The sequence below is a fragment of the Hymenobacter mellowenesis genome, assembly GCF_030581005.1.
GTDB lineage: Bacteria > Bacteroidota > Bacteroidia > Cytophagales > Hymenobacteraceae > Hymenobacter > Hymenobacter mellowenesis.
Window position 1 is genome coordinate 1,000,351 of record NZ_JAUQSX010000001.1, and the last position, 22,141, is coordinate 1,022,491.

Here is a 22,141-nt window from a genome sequence, read left to right on the forward strand (position 1 = left end):
TCTTACGAGCTTCGTTCTATGTGGCGCCTCACCCCCGACCCCTCTCCTCAGGGAGAGGGGAGCCTGACGATTTTAAAACGAGCAAAACCGGTGCTCCCTCTCCCTAGGGAGAGGGGGCCAGGGGGTGAGGCGCCCGCCAGAACAAAGCCTAGCCAACCCTACCAGCCCGGGTTCTGGCGCATCAACGGCACCTTGCGGATTTCCGAGTCCGGAATGGGCAGCAGGTACATCTCGGGGCGGAAGTTGTGGCGGCGGATGGTGGGCACCACGTTGTAGGTATACGTGAAGTTGGGCGAGGTGCCGGCCCGCACGATGCGCATGCGGTTGTTGAAGGCGTTGTTGGTCACCATGGCGATTTTCCAGCGGCGGATGTCGTTCCAGCGGTGGTCTTCGTTGGCCAGCTCCACGCGGCGCTCGTTGCGGATGAGGTCGCGCATCTGGGCCTGGCTCAGGCCGGGCGTGAGGCCGTACTGGCCGTTGGTGCCGGGCTCGATGCCGGCGCGGGTGCGCAGCTGAATCAGGGCCGGGTAGGCCAGGGCGGGCTGGCCGGCCTCGTTGATGGCCTCGGCGTAGTTGAGCAGGATTTCGGCGTAGCGCATCAGCGGCCAGCCGCGCTGGGTGTTGGTGCCGCTGTTGGCGGCAATGTTCACGTCGCACATCTTGCGGCTGAAGTAGCCGGTCGAGGAGTTGGAAATGTTGATGCCGTCGGAAGCCGCGCCTTCGTAGGTAAACACCTCGGACTGAGCGTTAGCCGTCGTCAGGAAATAGCGGCAGGGCGTCTGGGCGGTGCTGTTATATAGGATGGAGTTGTAGAAGCGCGGGTCGCGGTTGGCGTAGGGGTTGGTGGCCACGTAGCCCGAGCCGGCGGCGGAAATGGGCAGGCCGTTCTTCATCGGGAAGGCGTCGACCAGATTCTGGGTGGGCGTCGAGTTCGTCTGCCCCCCGCGCGACGGCGGGTTGTAGAATACCTCCATGTCGCGGTTCGGCGCCCGGTTCACGAAGAATATGTACTCGGTGTTCTGGCGCAGCAAAAACACGTTGTAGAAGCCGTAGCCGGGGGCCGTGGTGTTGTCCACGTTCAGGGCGTACTTGGCGTCGGGGCCGGTCATGAGGGCGGCGGCGGCATCGGCGGCGGCCTGCCAGCGGGCCACGCTGGCGCTGGGGTAGCTCACCACCGAGGCTAGGCTGGCGTCGCTGGTTTCGGCGCCGCCGTTGAAGAGCGGGCTGGCGGCATACAGCAGCAGGCGGCTTTTGAGGCCGAGGGCGGCGCCGCGGGTCACGCGGCCGTAGTCGGCGGCCGGGTAGCCGTTCACGTCGGGCAGCACAGCGGCCACGGCGTCGAGCTCCTGAATGAGGTAGGTCACGCAGTCGGCGTAGGAGGTGCGGGGCAGGTTGATGAAGTCTTCGAGCCCGAACACCTGGTCGTTGATGATGGGCACGCCGCCGTAGTGCGAGAGCAGGCAGTGGTAGTACCAGGCGCGCAGAAAGCGCGCCTCGGCTACCATGCGGGCCTGCTTGGCTTTGGACAAGGGCGTGCGCGGCAGCTCGCTCATGAGCAGGTTCACGCGGCGGATGTTATCCCACGGCACCTGCCAGAAGTCGTTGCTGGGCACGTTGCCATAAAAGGTGAGCGGGCTCAGGCTGCCGCTGTAGAGCTGCACGGCGCTCTGGCCGCCGCCCGAGTACAGGTACTCGGCGTCGTCGGTCACCTGTTCGGTGTTGCCGTGCGACGACCAGCGGCCTTTGTTGAAGGTGTAGCCGATGTCGCCGTAGATGCGCGCCAGGAAGGCCATCGTGCGGGTGCTGTCGCCGAAAACCGTGTCCTCGGTGAGGGCGCTGGTTTTGGGCTCCAGGAAGTCGTCTTTCTTACACGCCGTGGTCAGAGCCCCGGCGGCCATCAGAAATACAAGTAGCTTTTTCATAAGAAGTTCGGGTGGGAAGTGGCGGATTGGTGGGGTGGTGGATTAGCGGATTGATGGGTTTTCTGTTCAATTGGCGCAAGTGACGCCGCTAAAAAATCAAAACCCACCATTCCACCAATCCACAAATCCACCTTAGAAGGTCACGCTCAGGCCCAGGTTGTAGATGCGCTGGGGCGGATAAATCAGGCGCTGGGTGTTGAGGGATATTTCGGGGTCGAAATCGTAGAGCTTGTCGGCCACGGTCCAGGTCAGGATGTTCGAGCCGTTGGCGTAGATGCGGGCCGAGGGAATGCCCAGCTTGCGGGTGAATTCCGAAGGCAGGTCGTAGTTGACCTGGGCGTTTTTGAGGCGCACGAAGTCGCCCGAAATCTGCCAGAAGGTGGAGGGGTTGGCCACCGGGTCGCTGATGCCGCCGAGCAGCGTCAGGCGCGGGTAGGCGGCGTTGTCGCCCAGCTCCGGCGTCCAGGCCTTGGTGTGCACCTGGGTCAGGTTCGAGCTGAAGGCGCGGATGGCCTCCGAGGCGGCGGCCACGTTGAAGTTGCGCGAGCCCTGGAACAGCGCGCTGATGCTGAAGCCCTTGTAGCGAATGCCCAGGTTCACGCCGAAGGTGGTGTTGGGCAGGCCGGGGAAGCCGGTCACGGCGCGGTCGAACTCGTTGATGATGCCGTCGCCGTTCAGGTCCTTGTATTTCAGGTCGCCGGGCTGCACGGCCACGGCCGGCTTGGCTACTTTGGAGTCGGCAATGTCGGCCTGGGTGTAGAAGCCCAGGAATTCGTACACCCGCTGCTGGCCGATGCTGTTGCCGGTGAAGTTCTGGTAGGAATACTGGTTGTTGGGCTCGTCCTGAAACAGGATGGTATTTTTGGCCACCGAGTAGTTGGCTTTCAGGAAGTAGGAGAAGTCCTTCGAGATGGGGCTCTGGTAGCCCAGCTCCAGCTCGTAGCCCTCGTTGCGCACGCGGCCCAGGTTGACCGGGGGCAGGCCCTGGCCGAAGATGCCCGACACCGTGCCGCGGGTGGTGAGGATGTCGTACCGCTCGTTGCGGAAAAGGTCCACGCTGCCCGACACGCTGTTTTTCAGCAGCCGGAATTCCAGGGCCACGTCGAGCTTCTTTTCCTTTTCCCAGGTCACGCTGTTGTTGGCCAGGGTGCCTTCGGCAATGCCCGTCACGGGCGTGCTGTTGATGCCGAAGTTGGGCTGGCTCACGCCGTTGCTGTTGGCGTAGTTCTGCTGGTAGTAGTAGCTGTAGCTCGAGCCCAGGGCGTCGTTGCCCACCAGGCCGTAGGAGCCGCGCAGCTTCAGCAGGTCGAACACGGGCAGGGCGGTTTTGAAGAAGGTTTCTTCGGCGATGTTCCAGCCCGCCGACACGGCCGGGAACAGGCCGTAGCGGTTGTCGGCGCTGAAGCGGTCGGAGCCGTTGTAGCCCACGTTAATCTGGAACAGGTAGCGGGCGTCGTAGTCGTAGCCCAGGCGGCCCGAGTAGCCGAGGAAGTTGTTCGGGATGAAGTTGTAGATATTGTTGTTGTTCTGGGCCGTCACCGAGTTGCGGTTGTACAGCGCCAGGCCCGACACGTGGTGCTTGCCAAAGGTGCGGTCGTAGTTCAGAATGGCCTGCAGGTTCACGGTGCGCGAGGTGCTGCCGCCGTTGTAGCCCAGGAAGAAGCGGCGGGTGCGGTACAGGTTGGGGTCGCGGGCCTCGTAGGCGGTGGGGTCGTCGCCGGCCTTGGTGGGGTCGTAGATGAACGAGGGGAAAGCGTCGCGGATGTTGCTGCGGCTGTACACGTAGTTCGACGTGTACGACACCAGGCCCGTGGCCGTCAGGCCCTGCAAAGCGCTGGCGTACACGCCCAAATCCTGCTTCAGGGAGAGCACGCTGTTGATGTTGTTCTCGTTGCTGCGCGAGTAGCCGTAGTTGGTGAGGCGGCCCACCACGTTGTTCACGTTGTAGCTGGTGCCCACCACATCGCGCGACCATTTGCTGTAGCCGAACGAGCCGTCGGGGTTGTAGATGGGGTATGCGAAGGGCGCCAGCGTGAGGAAGCTGCTGTAGTCGTAGAACAGGTCGTTGTAGCCGAAGGGGCTGCCCAGCTGCGGCGTGTTCACCTCGCCGAAGTTGCCGTAGAGGTCGATGCGGGCGTTGAGGCCCTTGGCCACGTTCACGTCGAGGTTCGAGCGGTAGTTGTAGCGCTTATGGTAGTAGTTGTTGTTCACGCCCTCGGCGCTGCCGAAGTCCTTCACCATGCCGTTCTGGAACAGGTAGCCCACGTTCACGAAGTACTTCACCCGGTCCGTGCCGCCCGACAGGTCGAGGTTGGCGCGGTACTGCTGGCTGAATTCCTTGAACAGCTCCTTGCGCCAGTTCACGTTGGGGTGGCCGTAGGGGTCGGAGCCGTCCTGGAATTTCTGCAAATCAAGCGCCGAGAAGCGCGGCGTGAACGTGGGCGACGGGCTGGCCGCGTTGTCGTTAATCTGGGCCTGGTTGTAGAGCGAGGCCGTCTGGTACGAGTCGAGGTACTTCGTGATTTTGGTGGGTTGCTGCAGGCTGCCCTCCACGCGGGCCGAAATCTGGGGCGGGCCGGTTTTGCCGCGCCGGGTGGTCACCACCACCACGCCGTTGGCCCCGCGCACGCCGTAGATGGCCGTGGTGGCCGCGTCTTTCAGAATGGACAGGCTTTCAATCTCGTTCGGGTCGATGCGGGCAAACTGGTCGTAGCTGTACTGAATGTCGTCCACGATGATGAGCGGCTGCGAGTTGCCGTTGTAGCTGCTGATGCCGCGGATGAAGAAGGCCGCGCCGTCGGCGCCGGGCCGGCCCGAAGCCTGCTGCGAGAAGAAGCCCGGCAGGCGGCCCACCAGCGTGTTCTGCAAGCTGGCCGAAGGGTTTTCGCGGATGTCCTTGCCGCTCACCTGGCTCACCGAGCCGGTCTGGGTAATTTTCTTCTGCTCGCCGTAGCCCACCACCGTCACCTCATCAAGGCTCTGGTCGGCCGACTCCAGCTTCACGCTGATGCTGGTGCGCGTGCCCACCTGCACCTCCGTCAGCTTGTAGTTCACGGCCCGGAACACCAGCACGCCGTTGCCCTTGAGCGTCAGCTTAAAGCCGCCATCCAGGTCGGTCGAAACGCCGTTGGAGGTCATGTCTTTTTCATAAACCGACACGCCGGGCACCGCGCCCTGCGCATCGCGCACCGTGCCGGTCACCACCCGGGCCTGGCCAAAAGCCAGCTGGCTGGCCGTGCTCAGCAGCAGTACTAATAAGAGTAAGAAGTTTTTCATATAAGGTGGGAATTTGAAGTTGTTGGGAAAGCCGCTGGGCTGGCTTAAAAAAAGGCGGGCAAGCTGAAAAAGAACGTCATGCTGAGCGCAGTCGAAGCATCTTTACCGCAGTAGTAAATCCTGTCGATTGAATTGCGTTGCGCGGTAGAGATGCTTCGGCTACGCTCAGCATGACCGTTCTTTTAGTCAGCCTGACGGTGGTTTGCGGCAGCCTACCAGCCCGGGTTCTGCGAGAGGTTCGTGTTCTTGGTCACCTCGTCGTAGGGCAGGGGCATGTAGTAGAGCTTGGGCTGAAACACCATGGTCGTCACCTGCGGGTAAGTGTAGGTATAGGTGTAGTTCGGCGCCGTGCCGCCGCGCACGATGCGCACGCCGGTGATGGGCCCGCTCAGCACGTTCTCGGCAATTTTCCAGCGGCGCACGTCCCAGAAGCGGTGCTCCTCAAAGCCCAGCTCGATGCGGCGCTCGTTGCGAATCAAATCGCGGGCCGCCGCCTGCGTGATGCCCACCGCAATGCCGTAGCGCGCCGGCGTGCCCGCCGTGATGCCGGCCCGCTGCCGCAACGCGATGATGTGCGTCACGGCCTCCTCGGTGCGGCCCAGCTCGTTGAGGGCTTCGGCGGCGTTGAGGCGGGTTTCGGCGTAGCGGAAAATCGGGAAGTTGTGGCTCACGTTGGTGTAGGCCGAGGCGGCCGACAGGTCGGGCAGGAACTTGCGCAGGTAGTAGCCGGTGCGGGTTTGCACGGCGTTGCCGCCAGGCCGGTCGCGGCCGCCCTCAAAGGTTTCCACGTTGCGGCTCAGCCAGCGGCTGCCCACGGTGGTGGTGCCGGTAGTCACGCCGTTGGTAAATACCGAGGCCAGCAGGCGCGGGTCGCGGTTGGCGTAGGGGTTCTGGGCATTGTAGCCCGAGCCGGCGGCGTTGATATCCAGGCCGGTCAGCGTCGGAAACGCATCCACGAAGCTCTGGCTGGGGCTGGTGAGGCCCAGGCTGGCCGTGGGCGCCGTGTAGCCGATAGGAGCGTTCAGCGCTTCCAGCATCGAGCTGTTGGCCGACTGCTTGGCCAGAATAATTTCGGTGCTCTTCTTCGTGGTAAACACGTTGTTGAACGCCGCCGGCGCCGCCGACGTGGACGTGAGCAGCGCGTAGTAGTTCAGGTTAATCAGCTCCTGCGACGCATCAAGCGCCCGCTGCCAACGGCTGGCATCGTAGCTCGGGTAGCCTTGCAGGGCGCCCGCGCCGCTGGCCCCGCCGCCGTTGAAGAGCGGGCTGGCGGCGTACAGCAAAATGCGGCTCTTGAGGGCAATGGCCGCGCCGCGCGGAATGCGGCCCCAGTCGGCGTCCGAAATGGCGCTTTCCGTGCGCAGCTGGCCCTTGATGGCGTCGCACTCGCTCACGATGTACTCCACGCACTCGGCGTAGTTGTTGCGCGGCAGGGCCAGGTTGTCTTCCAGCGTAAACACCTTGTCGGCAATGAGCGGCACGCCGCCGTAGCGCTTCACCAGCTCGAAGTAGAGCATGGCCCGGATGAAGCGGGCCTCGGCTTTCCAGAACACCAGCGTGGCGGCGGTGGCCGGCACGCGGTCGATGTTGGCCAGGAAAATATTCACGCGGCGGATGCCGGCGTAGCTGCTGGCCCAGTAGGTGTCGGGGTTGTTCACCACGCTTATCGTGCCGTTGGTGTACCACTCCACGGGCCGCGCCAGGCGCGAGGGCACGGCGTCGCCGGCGCCGGCTTCCAGCACGTCGCCGTCGGAAGTGCCGCTGCCGCTGTTGAAGCCGGCCGCGATGCGGTTGAAGCCGCCGGGCAGGTAGTTGTAAATGTCGTTGAGGTACCAGCCGGCCAGGGTGGCGTTGCGGTCGGCCTCGTCCCACATGAAGTCGTCCTCGATGAGGTAGCGCGGCTCGGTTTCGACGTCTTTGCACGCCGTGGCACTCAGGGCCAGCAGCAGGGCAACAAACGGGGTTCTCAGTTTCTTAAGCATGGCGAAAAGCAGCGGGGGTGGGAATTACAGCTTGATGTTGAGGCCGAGGTTGAGCAGGCGCTGCTGCGGGTAGGCGTTGTTGAACACCTCCGGGTCGATGCGGTCGTACTGGCTGAAGGTGAGCAGGTTGGTGGCACTGGCAAACAGGCGCACGCTCTGCAGGCGGGCCTTGCTGCTGAGGCCCAGCGGCAGGGTGTAGCCCAGCTCCACGTTCTTGATGCGCAGGTAGTTGTTGTCGTGCACCCAGTAGCTGGAAACGGCCTGGTTGTTGGGGTTGGCGCCCAGGCCCAGGCGCGGGTAGGTGGCGTTGGGGTTGTCGGGCGTCCAGCGGTCGAGGTGCTGCTCGAAGGCGCCGCCGAAGCCGCCGTTCTGGAAGGCGTACTCGCTGCCGCCCGACAAGTACACCGTGCGGTTGAGCACGCCCTGGGCCAGCACCGAGAAGTCGAACGAGCCGTAGCGCAGGCTCAGGCTGGCGCCAAATGGCACCGTGGGCTGGGTGTTGCCAATCACGGCCTGGTCGAGCTGGTCAATCACGCCGTCGCCGTTCAGGTCCTTGTACTTGATGTCGCCGGGCTGGGGGCGGTAGCCCACCGTGGTGGCGCTGCCGGCAATTTCGGCCGCGCTCTGGAACAAGCCGTCGGCGATGTAGCCGAAGCTCTGGCCGATGCGCTGGCCGGTGCGCCGCATCCAAGGATAGGGCCGGTACACCTCGTCGGCAAACAGCACTTTCGACTGCTGCACGCCCACGTTGCCGGCCATCAGCAGGCTCAGCTTGCCAAACGACTGCTGGTAGGTGAGCTGGCCGGTGAAACCGTAGTTGCGGTTCTGGCCGATGTTCTCGTCGGGATACTGCTGGCCGATGAGGCTGGTGCTGAGCCCGCGCTGCTGGAGCAGGTCGTAGTACTTCGAGTTGTAATACTCCAGCGTGAAGCCCAGGTGGTTGTCGAGCACGGCGCCCTGCACGCCCACGCTCAGCTTCTGGGCTTTTTCCCAGGTGCGGTTCACGTTGGCCAGCACTTGCTCGCTGATGCCGCTGGCCTGCCCGGCGCTGGTGCCGAAGTACGGCCCCGAGGTATCAAAGTAGGTTTGCAGGTAGGTGAAGTAGCTCGGCACGTCGTTGCCGGTCAGGCCGTAGGAGCCGTACAGCTTCAGGTACGACAGCCACTGCTGCGACTTCATAAAGTCCTCGCGCGAGATGTTCCAGGCCAGGCCGCCGGCCGGGAAGAAGCCGTAGCGGAAGGCGCCGTCATCGGGGAAGCGGTTGGTGCCGTTCAGCCCGAAGGCGAACTCGGCCACGTACTTGCCCTGGTAGTTATAGGAGGCCCGGCCCGAAATGCCCTGCGTGGTGTAGGGCAGGTCCGAATCCTGGGTGAAAGCCTGGCGGCTGCCCAGCACGATGGCGTTGAGGCCGTGGGCGCCCAGCTGCCGGTCGTAGCCCAGGGCGGCTTCCAGGTAGGTGGTGTTGTTCTGGTTGGCGATGCCGTTGCCGTTGGCCTGGTCGCCGTTGGCGCCGAACTGCTGGTAGGTGGGCTCGCCGGTGGCCGGCGTGGTTTGCAGGAAGGTGGCGTAGGCCTTGTTGCGGGCAATGTTTTCCGACAAGCTGGCGTAGTACGAGCCCGTGGCGCGGGCCCACAGGCCGGGCGTCAGCTCATCAAGGCTGCGCTTGAGGTAGAAGTCGGCGATGACGTCGCGCCGGTAGTTCTCGCGGTAGCCCGAGCCAATGGCCTGAGCCTGAATGTTGTTCTGAAATTGCTGGGTGCCGCCGTAGCTGCCGTTGGCGTTGTACACGGGGTAGGCGTTGGCCGGCGTGTTCACGATGGAGCTCAGCACGCTGCTGATGCCCGCGCCCGAGTCGTTGGAATCGAGAATGCGCCCGAGCAGGTGCACACCGGCCGAGAGCTTCTTATTGAGCTGCAAGTCCACGTTCGAGCGCAACGTGTAGCTCTTGTAGTCGTTGCTGGTATTATACTTGTTGATGTCGCTGGTTTTCAGCAGGCCCGACTGATTCAGGTGCTCCACCGACACGAAGTACTTGGCGTACTTATTGCCGCCGCTGGCGCTGAAGGTATAGCGGTTCAGCTGCGACGACTTCTTGAGCACCTGGTCGCGCCAGTTCACGTTGGGGTGGCCGATGGGGTCCTGCCCGTTCTGGTACAGCTCCAGGTCGCGGGCGGTGTAGAGCGGCGCCAGGCCGTCGTTCACCCGCGCCTCGTTGTAGAGCGTGGCGTAATTATAGGAATCCAGCGCCTGCGGCAATTTCAAGGGCTGCTGAATGGCCGACTGCACCGTGAACGAGATGCGCGGCTGGCCGGGCGTGCCGCGCCGGGTGGTCACGTTCAGCACGCCGGCGTTGGAGTTGCGCACGCCCAGCATGGCCGAGCTCAGCGCGTCCTTCAGCACCGTTACCGATTCAATTTCTTCCAAATCGAAGGCGTAAATCGGCCGCACGATGCCGTCAATCACCACCGTCGGGCTCTGGCCCAGCAGCGAGGCGCCCACGATGTCGTTGCCGGGCTGGCCCGAGAACGAGAACGTTTGCAGGCCCGCCACGCGGCCGGTGAGGGCCGTGAGGAAGGACGTGACCGGCAGCTTCTGCAGGTCGTTGTAGTAAATCGTTTGTGTAGAAGCGGCCGTCAAATCAGGCCGGATGGCCGTGCTGTTGAGCAGCTGCACCGGCTTGAGGCGGGCCACCGCCGGGTGCTTGGTGTCGAGCAGGATGATGGGCCGCAGGCTGGTGCCCACCACAAAGCGCCGCACCTCCGAGCCGTCGATGCTCAGAATAAGCACCTCGCCCTGCGGCGCGTCCATTCGCACCTGCCCCACCGAGTCGGTGACGGCCGAGAGCGAGCCGCTGGCGTTGGCCACCTTCACGCCCCGGAGCGGCTCGGTGTTTTCGTCGGTTACCGACGGGATGAACATCGTGCTGACCGGCTCGGGCTCGGGCGCCGCAGGGGTGGTGACGGCGGGCGGCGGGGCAATTTCGGTGGGCAACGTTTGGGCCAGCGCGGCGTGGGTGCCGGTGAGGCCGGCGGCCAGCAACAGCAGCCGCGGTAGTCCCGGGGAGGGTACAGGTTTTCTCATAGAAGGGGGTAAGCTGGGACGTGGGTGGGAACAGCAGGTATCCGGCGCTTAGGGCTAGACAGAGCGACTCGTCAGCATTTCACAATAGCCGCTTTTTAAAGCACTGAGGGAATATTGACAGGACAAAGCTACCGGCCGGTTGCACGGAAAAAGGGGGGCATTTTCGTTAAAAGAGCGGGTGAAATTGGCATCCTTGTTGAAAAACTCCCTTCCCTTTCGCGCAGCAAATGTGGCCGTTACGCGCCCGCACGCGGGGCCTTTGCCAGCCCCGCCAAATAACCCTACCTTGCATAGCAACCCGGCCCTTGGTGGCCGCCGAAACCGGACCATTGCCCCGGGTTCAGGCCCGTCGGCCGAGGCTTTTCGGAACCCGGCCGGGCCGGTTTTTCGTTGCCACTGCCCTTCTCCGCTCCGCTGCATTCCCGCCCCATCCCATCCAACGTGCAGGCATTTCTCGCCCCCAAGTGGGCCCTTCTTTTCGTCATTTTGCTGTGGCTGTCCGGCCCCGCCGCGCGGGCCCAGGACACCGCCCCCAGCCAGTTCCGCTTCGAGCACCTCACCGTCGACCAAGGCCTTTCGCACTCCGACGCCATGGCCGTGGCCCAGGACCCGGCCGGCTTCATCTGGGTGGGCACCAACCGCGGCCTCGACCGCTACGACGGCTACGGCCTCAAGCAGTACACCCTGCCCATCAACCCGCGCAACGGCATCTCGGCCAACCGCTTCAAGACCCTGCACGTGGCGCCCGACGGCCGCCTCTGGGCCGGCACCGAGCGCGCCGGCCTGGGCCTCTACGATGCCGCCGCCGACCGCCTGCTCAGCTACGACGAGCAGCAGGTGCCTGCCCCCTACCGCCCCCTGATGCAGCGCCTGAGCCAGGCCAGTGTCAACGCACTGACTTCGGACAAGCAGGGCCGCCTGTGGGTAGGCACGGCGGTTGAAGGCCTGTTCGTGCTCAGCTTCGACGGGCAGGGCCGCCTCAGCAGCCTGCGCCAGGTGCCGCCCCCCGGCAAGCCGCTTCCCGCCAACTACCAGGTGAGCAGCCTGGCCACCGACGCCGAGGGCAAGGTCTGGATTGGTACCTACAACGCCGGCCTGCGCGTGGTGCGCCCCGAAAGCCCCGACCTGCGCGCCGAGCCCACCGACCTCACCCAGACGGTGCGCGTGCTGCACCTCGACCGCCGTGGCGACCTCTGGGTGGGCACCGACCAGCAGGTGTGGTGGGTGAGCGCGGCCAACCGCCGCACCGTGCGCCAGCTGCAAGCCCACCCGCAGCCCCAAACCTACCCGCAGCTGCAAGCCATCCAAATGGATTCGTTTGGACGGCTCTGGGTGGGCACCATCTACGGCCTGTACGTGTGGGAGGCGGGCGCCGTGACCGGCGTAGCGCCGCCGTTGCGCCCCACCCCCACCCTGCTGCTGCCGCAGGACAACGAGCCCTTCGGCATCAACTCGGAGCGGGTGCACCAGATTTTTGAAGACCGCAACCAGATTATGTGGCTCTGCGCCTCGGCCGGCGGCCTCAATCAGGTCGACCTGCGCCAGAAGCCCTTTGGGCGGCTGCGCCAGCAGTTGTCGGGCAGCTCCACGCTGGCCAACAACTACGTGAACACGGTTTATAAGGAAGAGGGGACGAATACGCTGTGGTCGGGCACGCGCAACGGCGTGTACGGCTACGACCTGGCCCATAAAGTCACGCACAGCTACCTGAACCAGCAGTGGGCCGGCGCCACGCGCGGCGTCGACGTGTCGACCATTTTCCAGAGCCGCAACGGCGCGCTGTGGTTCGGCACGCGCAGCTCCGGCCTCAGCCGCCTCACCCGCGCCAACGGCCGCGAAACCCTGACGACTTACGAACAGCTGCCCGGCGGCCCCGACCTGCGCAGCTTTAGCATCGAGAGCCTGGCCGAAGACCGGTTTGGTACGCTGTGGGTGGCCAATTTCAACACCGGCCTGCTGCGCCTGAGTGCCGACGGCCAGTTCCTGGGCACCTTCCGCAAAGACAACAGCGCCTTGCCCACCAACCGCTTCACCAACCTGCTCTACGACCGGCGGCACGACGTGCTCTGGGCCAGCACCACCGACGCGGGCCTGCTCAAGCTGCGCGTCACCGCCGATTCGCTCATCGTGCTCAAGCAGTTCAGGCAAACCGCCGGCGCGCCCGACGGCCTGCGCGTGAACTACGTGTGGCCCCTGCTGCTCGACGACCAGGGCACGCTCTGGATTGGCACCATCGGCGGCGGTTTGCACCAACTGACGACTGATGCGCGCGGCAACGAAACCATTCACAGCCTGGCCAAGTACCTGCCCGAGAGCGACGTGGAAAGCATTCTGGCCGATGACGAGGGCCACCTCTGGATTGGCGGCACCGGCCTCTACCGCTACACGCCGGCCACCCGCCAGTACCTGCGCTACGACGTGGCCGATGGCCTGCAAAGCAACGCTTTCAAGATTGGGGCCGCTGCCCGCGCCCAGGACGGCACCCTGTATTTCGGGGGCATCAACGGCATCAGCTACTTCCAGCCGCACGCCATCCAGCCCAACCCCTACCCGCCGGTGGTGCAGCTCACCGGCCTGCGCATTGCCAACCAGCCCGTGGCCGTGGGCCAGACGCTGAACGGCCGCGTGGTGCTGCCCCGGCCCCTCTCGCGCCCCCAGACGGTGACCATTAAGGCTTCGGAAAATGACTTTTCGGTCGAATTCGTGGGCCTGAACTACGCCAACCCGCAGAAAAACCGCTACGCCTACCGCCTCGTGGGCTACAACGAAAACTGGGTGTACCCGGCCCCCGGCCAGCGCACGGCCAGCTTCGCCAACCTGCCACCGGGCCAGTATACTTTCGAGGTGAAGGCCAGCAACGGCGAGGGCGCCTGGTCGAAAAAGGCCGCCACCGTGCGCTTCGATGTTCGCGCGCCCTGGTACAAAACCGGCTGGGCCTACGGTCTTTATGCTCTGGTGCTGCTGGGCGCGGTAGCCCTGTATCGCCGCATCGAGATGGCCCAGCAGCGGCTGAAAAACCGAGTAGCACTGGAGCAGTTCCAGACCGAGAAGGAAAAGGAGCTCACCGGCCTCAAGCTGGGCTTTTTCACCAACGTGAGCCACGAGCTGCGCACGCCGCTCACCCTCATTCTCGGGCCGATGGAGGAAATCATCAACAGCCCCGGGCCGGTGGCGGGCCTGCACGAAAAAGTGGGCCTGATGCATAAGCAGACGCGCAAGCTGCTAGACCTGGTGAATCAGCTGCTGGACTTCCGCAAGGTGGAAACCGGCCACGTGCCCCTGCGCGCCGCCCCCGGCGATGCCGTGGCCTTCATCACCGACATCTACCCCGCTTTCACCCTCAAGGCCCAGGAGCGCGGCGTGAAGTACGTGCTCGACCTGCCCAACGAGCCCGTGCGCCTGTATTTCGACCGCAGCAAGCTCGAAATCATCCTCACCAACCTGCTGGCCAACGCCTTCAAGTACACCCGCCCCAATGGCCGCGTGGAACTGCTGGCCACGCCCGTGGGCAATCCCGGCGGCGAGGCCGTGTACCAGAACGGCAAGCTCACCGGCAACTACCTGAAAGTGACCGTGACCGACAACGGCGTGGGCATCAAGTACCACGAGATTGAGCGAATTTTCGACCCTTACTACCAAGCCTCGCACACCAATACGCTGCGCATGACGGGCACGGGCATCGGCTTGGCGCTGGCCCGGCAGTTTGCCGAGCGGCACGGCGGCCGGCTCACGGCCACCAGCGGCGAGGGGCTGGGCACCACGTTTGAGCTGCGCCTGCCCTTCGGCCGCCAGCATCTGCAACCTGATGATATTCAAGAAGAAGAGCCGATGTCGGAAGGGGTGATTGAAACCACACCTGAAGCACCGGAGCCAGACACCACTGAACCGGAGCTTGTTGACGCTGAATCTTTTGCTGCTGCTGCGCCCGCCGCTACTGAGCCAGCCGCAGCGCGCCAGCCGCGCCTGCTGGTGGTGGAAGACCACGACGAGGTACGCCAGTACATTCAGCAACTGTTCGCGGCTGATTACGAAGTTGTGACGGCCGAAGACGGCCTCGAAGGCTGGGAAAAAGCCCTGGCCCAGCTGCCCGACCTCGTCATCTCGGACGTGATGATGCCGCGCTCCGACGGCCTGGAGCTGTGCCAGAAAATCAAGCAGCACCCCAAAACGGCCCACATTCCGGTGCTGCTGCTCACGGCCCGCACAGCAGAGACCCACGAGCTCGAAGGCACCGGCATGGGCGCCGACGAGTACATGAGCAAGCCCTTCAACCCCACCCTGCTCCAGGCCAAAGCCGACGCGCTGCTCCGCAACCGCCGCAAGCTGCACGAGTACTACCAGCGCCACATCCTGCTCGAACCCAACGAAATAGTGGTGGCCGACGCCGACCGGCAGTTCCTGGAAAGCGCCATGGCCGTGGTGGAGCGCAACCTCGACAACTCGGAGTTCAGCGTGCAGGTGCTGGTGAAGGAAATGGCCATGAGCCAGTCGGTGTTCTACCGCCGCATCAAGAGCATCACCGGCCAGACGGCCGTGGAATTCATCCGCGACGTGCGCATGAAGCGCGCCGCCCAGCTCCTGGCCCAGACGCAGATGCGCGTGTCGGAAGTGGCGTTTGAAGTGGGCATCGAGGACGCCAAGTACTTCCGCAAGGCCTTTCAGAAAATCTACAACGTCTCGCCCTCCGAGTACGCCAAGCAGCACCGGCCGGGCCGGGAGGTGGCCGGAGTGGCGGAGTAGGGGCGGGGCTTGCCCCCGCCCGGGCGCCTGCACCGTGCCAACGATTCCGTGCCAACGGCCGGGCGGGGGCAAGCCCCGCCCCTACTTCGAACGCCAACCATCGCCCAAAATGGCCCCTGCATTCCTCGAAAACGCCCCCATCCAGCCAGTAAGCCGCGCGCTAGTATTGCAGGGACATCCATTGACGCCATTGCCGGCCCTTCTCCTGCCTTCTAAGCTTTGATTTCGCCCAAACGCTTCCTCTCGCTCCTCCTTTTAGCCCTCTCGCTGGGCCACGCCGCTGCCCAGATTCCTAAGCCCGACAAGCTGCTCTACGGCGTGGCCTACTACGACGAGTACATGCCCTACGAGCGGCTCGACAAGGACGTGGCGATGATGAAAGCAGCCGGCATCAACGTGGTGCGCATTGCCGAATCGACGTGGAGCACGCTGGAGCCGCAGAAGGGCGTGTTCGATTTCTCGCACGTCGACCGGGTGCTCGATGCCATGCACAAGGGCGGCATCCATGTCATCATCGGCACGCCCACCTACGCCATCCCGACCTGGCTGGCGCGCAAGTACCCGGCCGTGCTGGCCACCACCAGCCGGGGCGCCAACCAGTACGGCTCGCGCCAAAACATGGACATCACCAACCCCGACTACCGCCGCCACTGCGAGGCCGTGATTCGGGCGCTGCTGGGCCACGTCAAGAACCATCCGGCCATCATCGGCTACCAGGTCGATAACGAAACCAAGGCCTACGGCACGGCCGGGCCGGGCGTACAGGCGCTGTTCGTGCAGTACATGCAAAAGAAATTCGCGTCGCTCGACGCCATGAACAAGGCCTACGGGCTCGACTACTGGAGCAACCGCATCAATAGCTGGGAAGATTTTCCGTCGATGGTGGGCACCATCAACGCCAGCCAGGGCAGCGAGTTTGCGCGGTTTCAGCGCCAGCTGGTCACCGAGTTTCTGGCCTGGCAGGCGGGCATCGTGCGCGAATACAAAAAGCCAAACCAGTTCATCACCCAGAACTTCGACCTGGGCTGGCGCGGCTACTCGTTCGGCATTCAGCCCGATGTGGACCACTTCGCCGCAGCCAAGGCCCTGGATGTGGCCGGGGTCGACATCTACCACCCCAGTCAGAGCCAGCTCACGGGCACCGAAATTTCCTTCGGCGGCGACCTGACCCGCGGCATGAAGGGCGGGCAGAACTACTTGGTGCTCGAAACCGAGGCCCAGGGTTTCCCGCAGTGGACGCCCTACCCCGGCCAGCTGCGGCAGCAGGCCTTCAGCCATCTGGCCTCGGGGGCCAACTTAGTGGAGTACTGGCACTGGGGCAGCATCCACAACTCGGCCGAAACCTACTGGAAGGGCCTGCTCAGCCACGACCTGCAGCCCAACTACCTGTACGAGGAAGCTAAAACCATCGGTCGCGATTTCGCCCGTCTCAGCCCCCAGCTCCTCAGCCTGAAAAAGACCAACAAGGTGGCCGTGCTTTTCAGCAACGAAGCCCTCACGGCCGAAGGCTGGTTCAACAACGGCCTGGATTACAACTCGGTGCTGCGCTCGTTCTACGACCCGCTCTACCGCCACAACGTGGGCTGCGACCTCGTGGACCCCAGCAGCCCCAGCCTCGACCAGTACGCCCTGCTCATCGTGCCCATGCTCTACGCCGCGCCCAACCGCCTGCTCGAACGCCTGGACCGCTACGTGCAGCAGGGCGGCCACCTGCTCACCACCTACCGCAGCGGCTTTTCCGACGAAAACGTGCAGGTGCGCCACACCGCGCAGCCCGGCGGCTTGAGCCGGGCCTGCGGCGTGACCTACCAGGAATTCACCGTGCCCGTGGGCGTGAGTTTGCAGGGCAACCCCTTCCAGGTAAGCGAAAACGACAACAAAGTGGACCGCTGGATGGAATTTCTGACGCCCACCACCGCCACGGTGCTGGCCCGCTACGACCACCCGGTGTGGGGCTGCTACGCCGCCATCACCGAAAACCACTACGGCAAGGGCCTGGCCACCTACGTGGGCTGCCACACCTCCGACCCCGTGGTGGAAAAGCTGGTGACCGACGCCGTGCGCAAAGCCGGCCTCTGGAGCGCCGACCAAGAGTTGGCCTTCCCGCTCATCACCCGCGCCGGCCGCAACCAGCAGGGCCGCCCAGTGCATTACTACTTCAACTACGCCGCCCAGCCCGCCACCGTGACTTACCCGCACGCCGCCGGCCGGGAGCTGCTGAGCGGCACCACCGTCGCAAAAGGTCAGCCCCTGACGCTGAGCGCCTGGGGCGTACAGATAGTGGAGGAGAAATAGCGCTTGCGCCTGCCCAGCCGCGCCGTCTGGCGCGGCCAGTTCGGCCGCGCATCAAAAATGGCCCGCTCAATCTCTGAAAATGCCCCCGGCCGCCTACGCCGTAAAAACCTAATATTGCGGTAGGTTACCCAAATTTCAGGTTGAGGGGTTTCTGCCCTCGATTTTTAATCTCCTTTACTTCCCACCCTCCCGTATGTCCTTTCTCGTTCGTGCCCTTCGTCCGCTAACCTGCGGCCTGCTGCTGACGCTCGGCCTCGCCCCCAGCGCCCCCGCCCAGACGCTAACCAAAGCCGACCAGGCCGTTTTCAAGCCGAAATACATCAAGAAACAGATGCTGAAAGCCACCCAGTGGCAGCTGGCGCACCCGAAGCACAAAGTCACGGACTGGACCAACGGCGCCTTCTACTCCGGCGTATTCGCCGCCTACCAAGCCACCAAATCCCGGCTAATTCTGGATTCCCTGATGGCCATGGGCACCCGCACCCAGTGGCGCCCCGACCGCCGCTACGACCACGCCGACGACATCGCCATCTGCCAGACCTACCTCAACCTCTACCGCCTCAAAAAAGACCGGCGCATGCTGGAGCCCACCCTGGCCGTGGTCGAAAAGCTGCGCACCGTGCCCGGCCCCGAGGTGCAGCACAACGGCATCACTTGGTGGTGGTGCGATGCCCTCTTCATGGGCCCGCCCGTGCTCGTGAAGCTGGGAATGCTGGAAAACCAACCCCAGTACCTCAGCTTCAGCGATACCCTCTACGCGCAAACCTACCGCCGGCTCTACAACCAACAGCAGCACCTGTTCACGCGCGACGCCAGCTACCTCTGGAACGTCGCTAACGAAGGCAAAACCAAGAAGGAAAGCAACGGCCAGCCCATTTTCTGGAGCCGCGGCAATGGCTGGGTGATGGGCGGCCTCGTCCAGATTCTGCAGGAATTGCCCCCCAACCACCCCACGCGCCCCTTCTACATCAACATTCTCAGGGAAATGAGCGCCAGCCTCGTCAGGCTCCAACAGCCCGACGGCCTCTGGCGCTCCAGCCTCCTCGACCCCGCCGCCTACCCCGGCGGCGAAACCTCCGGCTCTGGCTTCGACACTTACGCCATGGCCTGGGGCATCAACAACGGCATCCTTGACCGCGCCACCTACCTCCCCGCCGTGCAAAAAGCCTGGCTGGCCCTCGATAAAGTAGTCGGCGCCGACGGCAAAGTGGGCTGGGTGCAGCCCATTGGCGCCGACCCGCGCCGCGACTTCTCGGCCGACAGTTGGGAAGTGTACGGCACCGGCGCCTACCTGCTGGCCGGCTCCGAGGTGATGAAATTGAAGCTGAAGTAGCGCATGGAGCGCCGCTCATTCATCGCCGGCGTTGGAGCCGGCCTCTCCGCGCTGGCCCTGCCCGCTACCGCTGCCCCCGCAGCGAGTGAGGCATTGCCCAACGTCCCCGCCAAGCCCGTTTCCGACCGCGAGTACTGGGTCAGCACCCTGCTGCGCATCGTCGGACCCGTACTGGCCGCCGGGGCCGCTGGCACCCTAAAAACGGCCATGCCCGTCGAAGCCGCCGCCGGCCAGCAGGACGGCCGCCGCAAGGTCACGCACCTCGAAGCCCTAGGCCGCACCCTGGCCGGCCTGGCCCCCTGGCTGGAGCTGGCCGAAGTGCCCACCGCCGAGCAGGCCCCCCAACAGCGCTGCGCTGAGCAGGCCCGCCAGGCCATTGCCCACGCCGTGAACCCGCAGTCGCCCGGCTTCCTGAACTTCAACCAGGGCGGTCAGCCCGTGGTCGATGCCGCTTTCCTGGCGCACGCCCTGCTGCGGGCGCCCCAACAGCTCTGGGAAAAGCTACCCGAAGCCACCAAGCCCCAGCTGATTCAAGCCCTGCAAAGCAGCCGCGTCATCAAGCCCGTGTACAGCAACTGGCTGCTCTTCAGTGGCATCATCGAAGCCGCCCTGCTCAAATTCACCGGCAGCGCCGACCTCATGCGGATGGATTACGCCATCAAAGAACACCAAACCTGGTACAAAGGCGACGGCACCTACGGCGACGGCCCCGATTTCCACTGGGACTACTACAACAGCTACGTCATCCAGCCCATGCTGCTCGACCTCGTAGCCACGCTGGTAGCCGCCGGCAAGGAAAGCAAAGACCTGCTCCAGCGCCTCCAAACCCGCGCCCAACGCTACGCCGCCGTCCAGGAGCGCCTCATCGGCCCCGACGGCTCCTTTGCCGCCTTCGGCCGCTCCCTCGCCTACCGTTGCGGCGCCTTCCAGCACCTCGCCCAAGTCAGCCTCCAAAACCTGCTGCCCGCCGAGTTGCCCGCCGGCCAGGTCCGTAGCGCCCTCACCGCCGTCATCCGCCGCACCCTGGAACCCAAAGGCACCTTCGATGCCCAGGGATGGCTGCAAATCGGCCTCTGCGGCCACCAACCCAGCATCGGCGAAGGCTACATCTCCACGGGCAGCCTTTATTTGTGCACCACGGCCTTCCTGCCGCTGGGCCTGCCCGCCAGTGCGCCCTTCTGGGCCGCTTCCGCGCAGGACTGGACCGCCCGCCGCATCTGGTCGGGCCAGGATGTGAAGACCGACCACGCGCTATAAAATCCCTCGCAATGTTTTTCCTCAACAAGCTAGCTGCCACTGCCTGCGGCCTGAGTCTCTGTGTAGCCGCCGCCCAACCCGCTCAGGCCCAAAAGCCGCTCCGCAAAAACGAAGTCCTGCTCTTCGCCTCCTTTCGGGGCAATGGCGAAGACGGCCTGCACCTGGCCAGCAGCCCCGACGGCTACAAATGGACTGCCCTGCGCAATGACCAGTCCTTCCTGAAGCCCACCGTGAGCACCGACAAGCTTATGCGCGACCCCTGCATCATCCGCGGCCACGACGGCCTTTTCCACATGGTATGGACCACCAGCTGGCACGAGCGCGGCATCGGCTACGCCAGCTCCCCCGACCTTATCCACTGGACCGAGCAGCAAAACGTCCCCGTCATGGCTGCCGAACCCACCGCCAAAAACTGCTGGGCCCCGGAAATCACCTACGACGCCCTAAACCGCCAGTACCTGATATACTGGGCCACCACCATCCCCGGCCGCTTCCCTCAGGGCGAAACCACCCTCGAAGGCGGCAACAACCACCGCATCTACTACGTCACCACCAAAAACTTCAAAACCTACTCCCCCGCCCAAATCCTCTACGACCAAGGCTTCAACGTCATCGACGCCACCATCCAGCCCGCCGGCAAGCGCTTCGTCATGTTCCTAAAAGACGAAACCCGCCAACCCGTCCAAAAAAACCTCCGCGTCGCCTTCGCCGACCAGCCCACCGGCCCCTACGGCCCACCCTCCGCCCCCATCACCGGCAAGTACTGGGCCGAAGGCCCCACCGCCATCCAGCTAGGCAGCGAATGGCTGGTGTATTTCGACAAATACACCGAGCACAAATACGGCGCCGTCTCATCCACTGACCTGGAGCACTGGACCGACGTCTCCGACCGCCTCAACTTCCCCAAAGGCACCCGCCACGGCACCGTCCTCCGCATCACCCAAAAAGAATTAGCCAAGTTGCTTAAAAACTAGCCTCACCCGGCAATCCATCCCCTTCTCGTTTTATTCGATAGCTATGACTCCCCTTTTTGACCTCACCGGCAAAGTCGCACTAGTCACCGGCTGCAACAAAGGCATCGGCCAAGCTATGGCCCTGGGCCTCGCCGAAGCCGGCGCCGACATCATCGGCGTATCGGCCACCCTAGCCCTCAGCGGCAGCGAAACCGAGCAGCAAGTCCGCGCCCTAGGCCGCAATTTCAGTGCCTACCAAGCCGATTTCAGCCAGCGCGATTCGGTAGATGCATTCATCACCCAAGTCCAGCACGACTTCCCCCGCGTCGACATCCTGATAAACAACGCCGGCACCATCCGTCGCGCCCCCGCCGCCGAACATAGCGATGAACCGTGGGACGAAGTCCTAGCCATCAACCTCGACACTCCTTTCCGCCTGGCACGCGCCATCGGCAGCCAGATGCTAACCCAAGGCGCCGGAAAAATCATCTTCACAGCATCACTCATGTCTTTCCAAGGCGGCATCAACGTCCCTGGCTATGCGGCCAGCAAAGGCGCGATTGCCTCATTGGTAAAAGCCTTAGCCAACGAATGGGCCGGTCGTGGCGTGAACGTCAACGCCATCGCCCCCGGCTACATCGCCACCGACAACACCGAAGCCCTACGCCAAGACCCCGAACGTTCTACCACTATCCTAGCCCGCATCCCAGCTGGCCGCTGGGGCCACGTCAACGATTTCAAAGGCCCCACCGTTTTTCTAGCTTCCTCCGCAGCCGACTACGTACACGGCACCTTACTCACCGTCGACGGTGGTTGGATGGGTCGATAACCCCCGGATACGATAGACAATGCCACTCACAGATAATCTGTGGGCGGCATTGTCTATTAGTACAAATCATTTTAAAAGAAAAATCCCCCTCTTGATTGCTGGTGAAAGCATCCAAAAGGGGGATTTCCTTGTGTAAGGTTGGCGGCGACCGACTCTCCCACCGGTGAAGGCAGTACCATAGGCGCACCGGGGCTTAACGGCTCTGTTCGGAATGGGAAGAGGTGAACACCCGGGCTAAAGCCACCATTGCTGGCGGGTTGCTGCGTGTTCGTGCAACAACTCAATAACTCGACGTAAGGGGACAAAAACGAAACGTATGGCGCGCGCTTGACGCTGCCCTTGCGGACTTACCAGAAGCCCTCGGCCACTTAGTACGGCTCAGCTATTGCGTTTCCGCTTGTTCACCTGCCGCCTATCCACGTCGTCATCTCCGACGGGCCTTCCATTGGGAAATCTCATCTCCAGGGGAGTTT

At 63.9% G+C, this 22,141-nt stretch carries 10 protein-coding genes and 2 rRNA genes; 6 read left to right on the top strand and 6 right to left on the bottom strand.

Going from position 1 to position 22,141, the window contains the following annotated elements:
* Positions 1 to 158: 158 nt before the first annotated feature.
* From Q5H92_RS04060 to Q5H92_RS04075, 4 genes are all read right to left on the bottom strand, one after another.
* Positions 159 to 1,922: a RagB/SusD family nutrient uptake outer membrane protein gene (locus Q5H92_RS04060; RefSeq protein ID WP_305010202.1), complete on the bottom strand. Its 1,764-nt coding sequence runs from the start codon at positions 1,920 to 1,922 to the stop codon at positions 159 to 161.
* Between the two features lie 132 nt (positions 1,923 to 2,054).
* A complete protein-coding gene (locus Q5H92_RS04065; protein WP_305010203.1) occupies positions 2,055 to 5,198 on the bottom strand; it encodes a SusC/RagA family TonB-linked outer membrane protein in 3,144 nt (1,047 codons plus the stop codon).
* Positions 5,199 to 5,410: 212 nt separating this feature from the next.
* Positions 5,411 to 7,180, bottom strand: a complete 1,770-nt coding sequence (locus tag Q5H92_RS04070) for a RagB/SusD family nutrient uptake outer membrane protein (protein ID WP_305010204.1) — start codon at positions 7,178 to 7,180, stop codon at positions 5,411 to 5,413.
* A gap of 24 nt (positions 7,181 to 7,204) precedes the next feature.
* Entirely contained in the window at positions 7,205 to 10,261 is a 3,057-nt protein-coding gene (locus Q5H92_RS04075; protein WP_305010205.1) for a SusC/RagA family TonB-linked outer membrane protein, read from the bottom strand.
* A gap of 441 nt (positions 10,262 to 10,702) precedes the next feature.
* On the opposite strand from Q5H92_RS04075, the gene Q5H92_RS04080 reads away from it, so the two are divergent.
* From Q5H92_RS04080 to kduD, 6 genes are all read left to right on the top strand, one after another.
* Positions 10,703 to 15,001, top strand: a complete 4,299-nt coding sequence (locus tag Q5H92_RS04080) for a hybrid sensor histidine kinase/response regulator transcription factor (protein ID WP_305010206.1) — start codon at positions 10,703 to 10,705, stop codon at positions 14,999 to 15,001.
* Positions 15,002 to 15,220: 219 nt separating this feature from the next.
* The gene (locus Q5H92_RS04085) at positions 15,221 to 17,296 is read left to right on the top strand and encodes a beta-galactosidase (protein WP_305010207.1); all 2,076 of its coding nucleotides are present in this window, start codon (positions 15,221 to 15,223) and stop codon (positions 17,294 to 17,296) included.
* A 193-nt stretch (positions 17,297 to 17,489) separates the two neighbouring features.
* Positions 17,490 to 18,629, top strand: coding sequence for a glycoside hydrolase family 88/105 protein (locus Q5H92_RS04090; RefSeq protein WP_305010208.1), 1,140 nt, complete (start codon positions 17,490 to 17,492; stop codon positions 18,627 to 18,629).
* 3 nt (positions 18,630 to 18,632) lie between these two features.
* Positions 18,633 to 19,886, top strand: coding sequence for a DUF2264 domain-containing protein (locus tag Q5H92_RS04095; protein ID WP_305010209.1), 1,254 nt, complete (start codon positions 18,633 to 18,635; stop codon positions 19,884 to 19,886).
* An 11-nt stretch (positions 19,887 to 19,897) separates the two neighbouring features.
* Positions 19,898 to 20,860, top strand: a complete 963-nt coding sequence (locus Q5H92_RS04100; protein ID WP_305010210.1) for a glycoside hydrolase family 43 protein — start codon at positions 19,898 to 19,900, stop codon at positions 20,858 to 20,860.
* A 43-nt stretch (positions 20,861 to 20,903) separates the two neighbouring features.
* A complete protein-coding gene (gene kduD / locus Q5H92_RS04105) occupies positions 20,904 to 21,668 on the top strand; it encodes a 2-dehydro-3-deoxy-D-gluconate 5-dehydrogenase KduD (protein WP_305010211.1) in 765 nt (254 codons plus the stop codon).
* A gap of 136 nt (positions 21,669 to 21,804) precedes the next feature.
* On the opposite strand, the gene rrf is transcribed toward kduD, so the two are convergent.
* Together rrf and Q5H92_RS26775 are read right to left on the bottom strand one after the other, a co-directional pair.
* Positions 21,805 to 21,916, bottom strand: a 5S ribosomal RNA gene (gene rrf / locus Q5H92_RS04110).
* Between the two features lie 100 nt (positions 21,917 to 22,016).
* Positions 22,017 to 22,141, bottom strand: a 23S ribosomal RNA gene (locus tag Q5H92_RS26775); the annotation flags it as partial.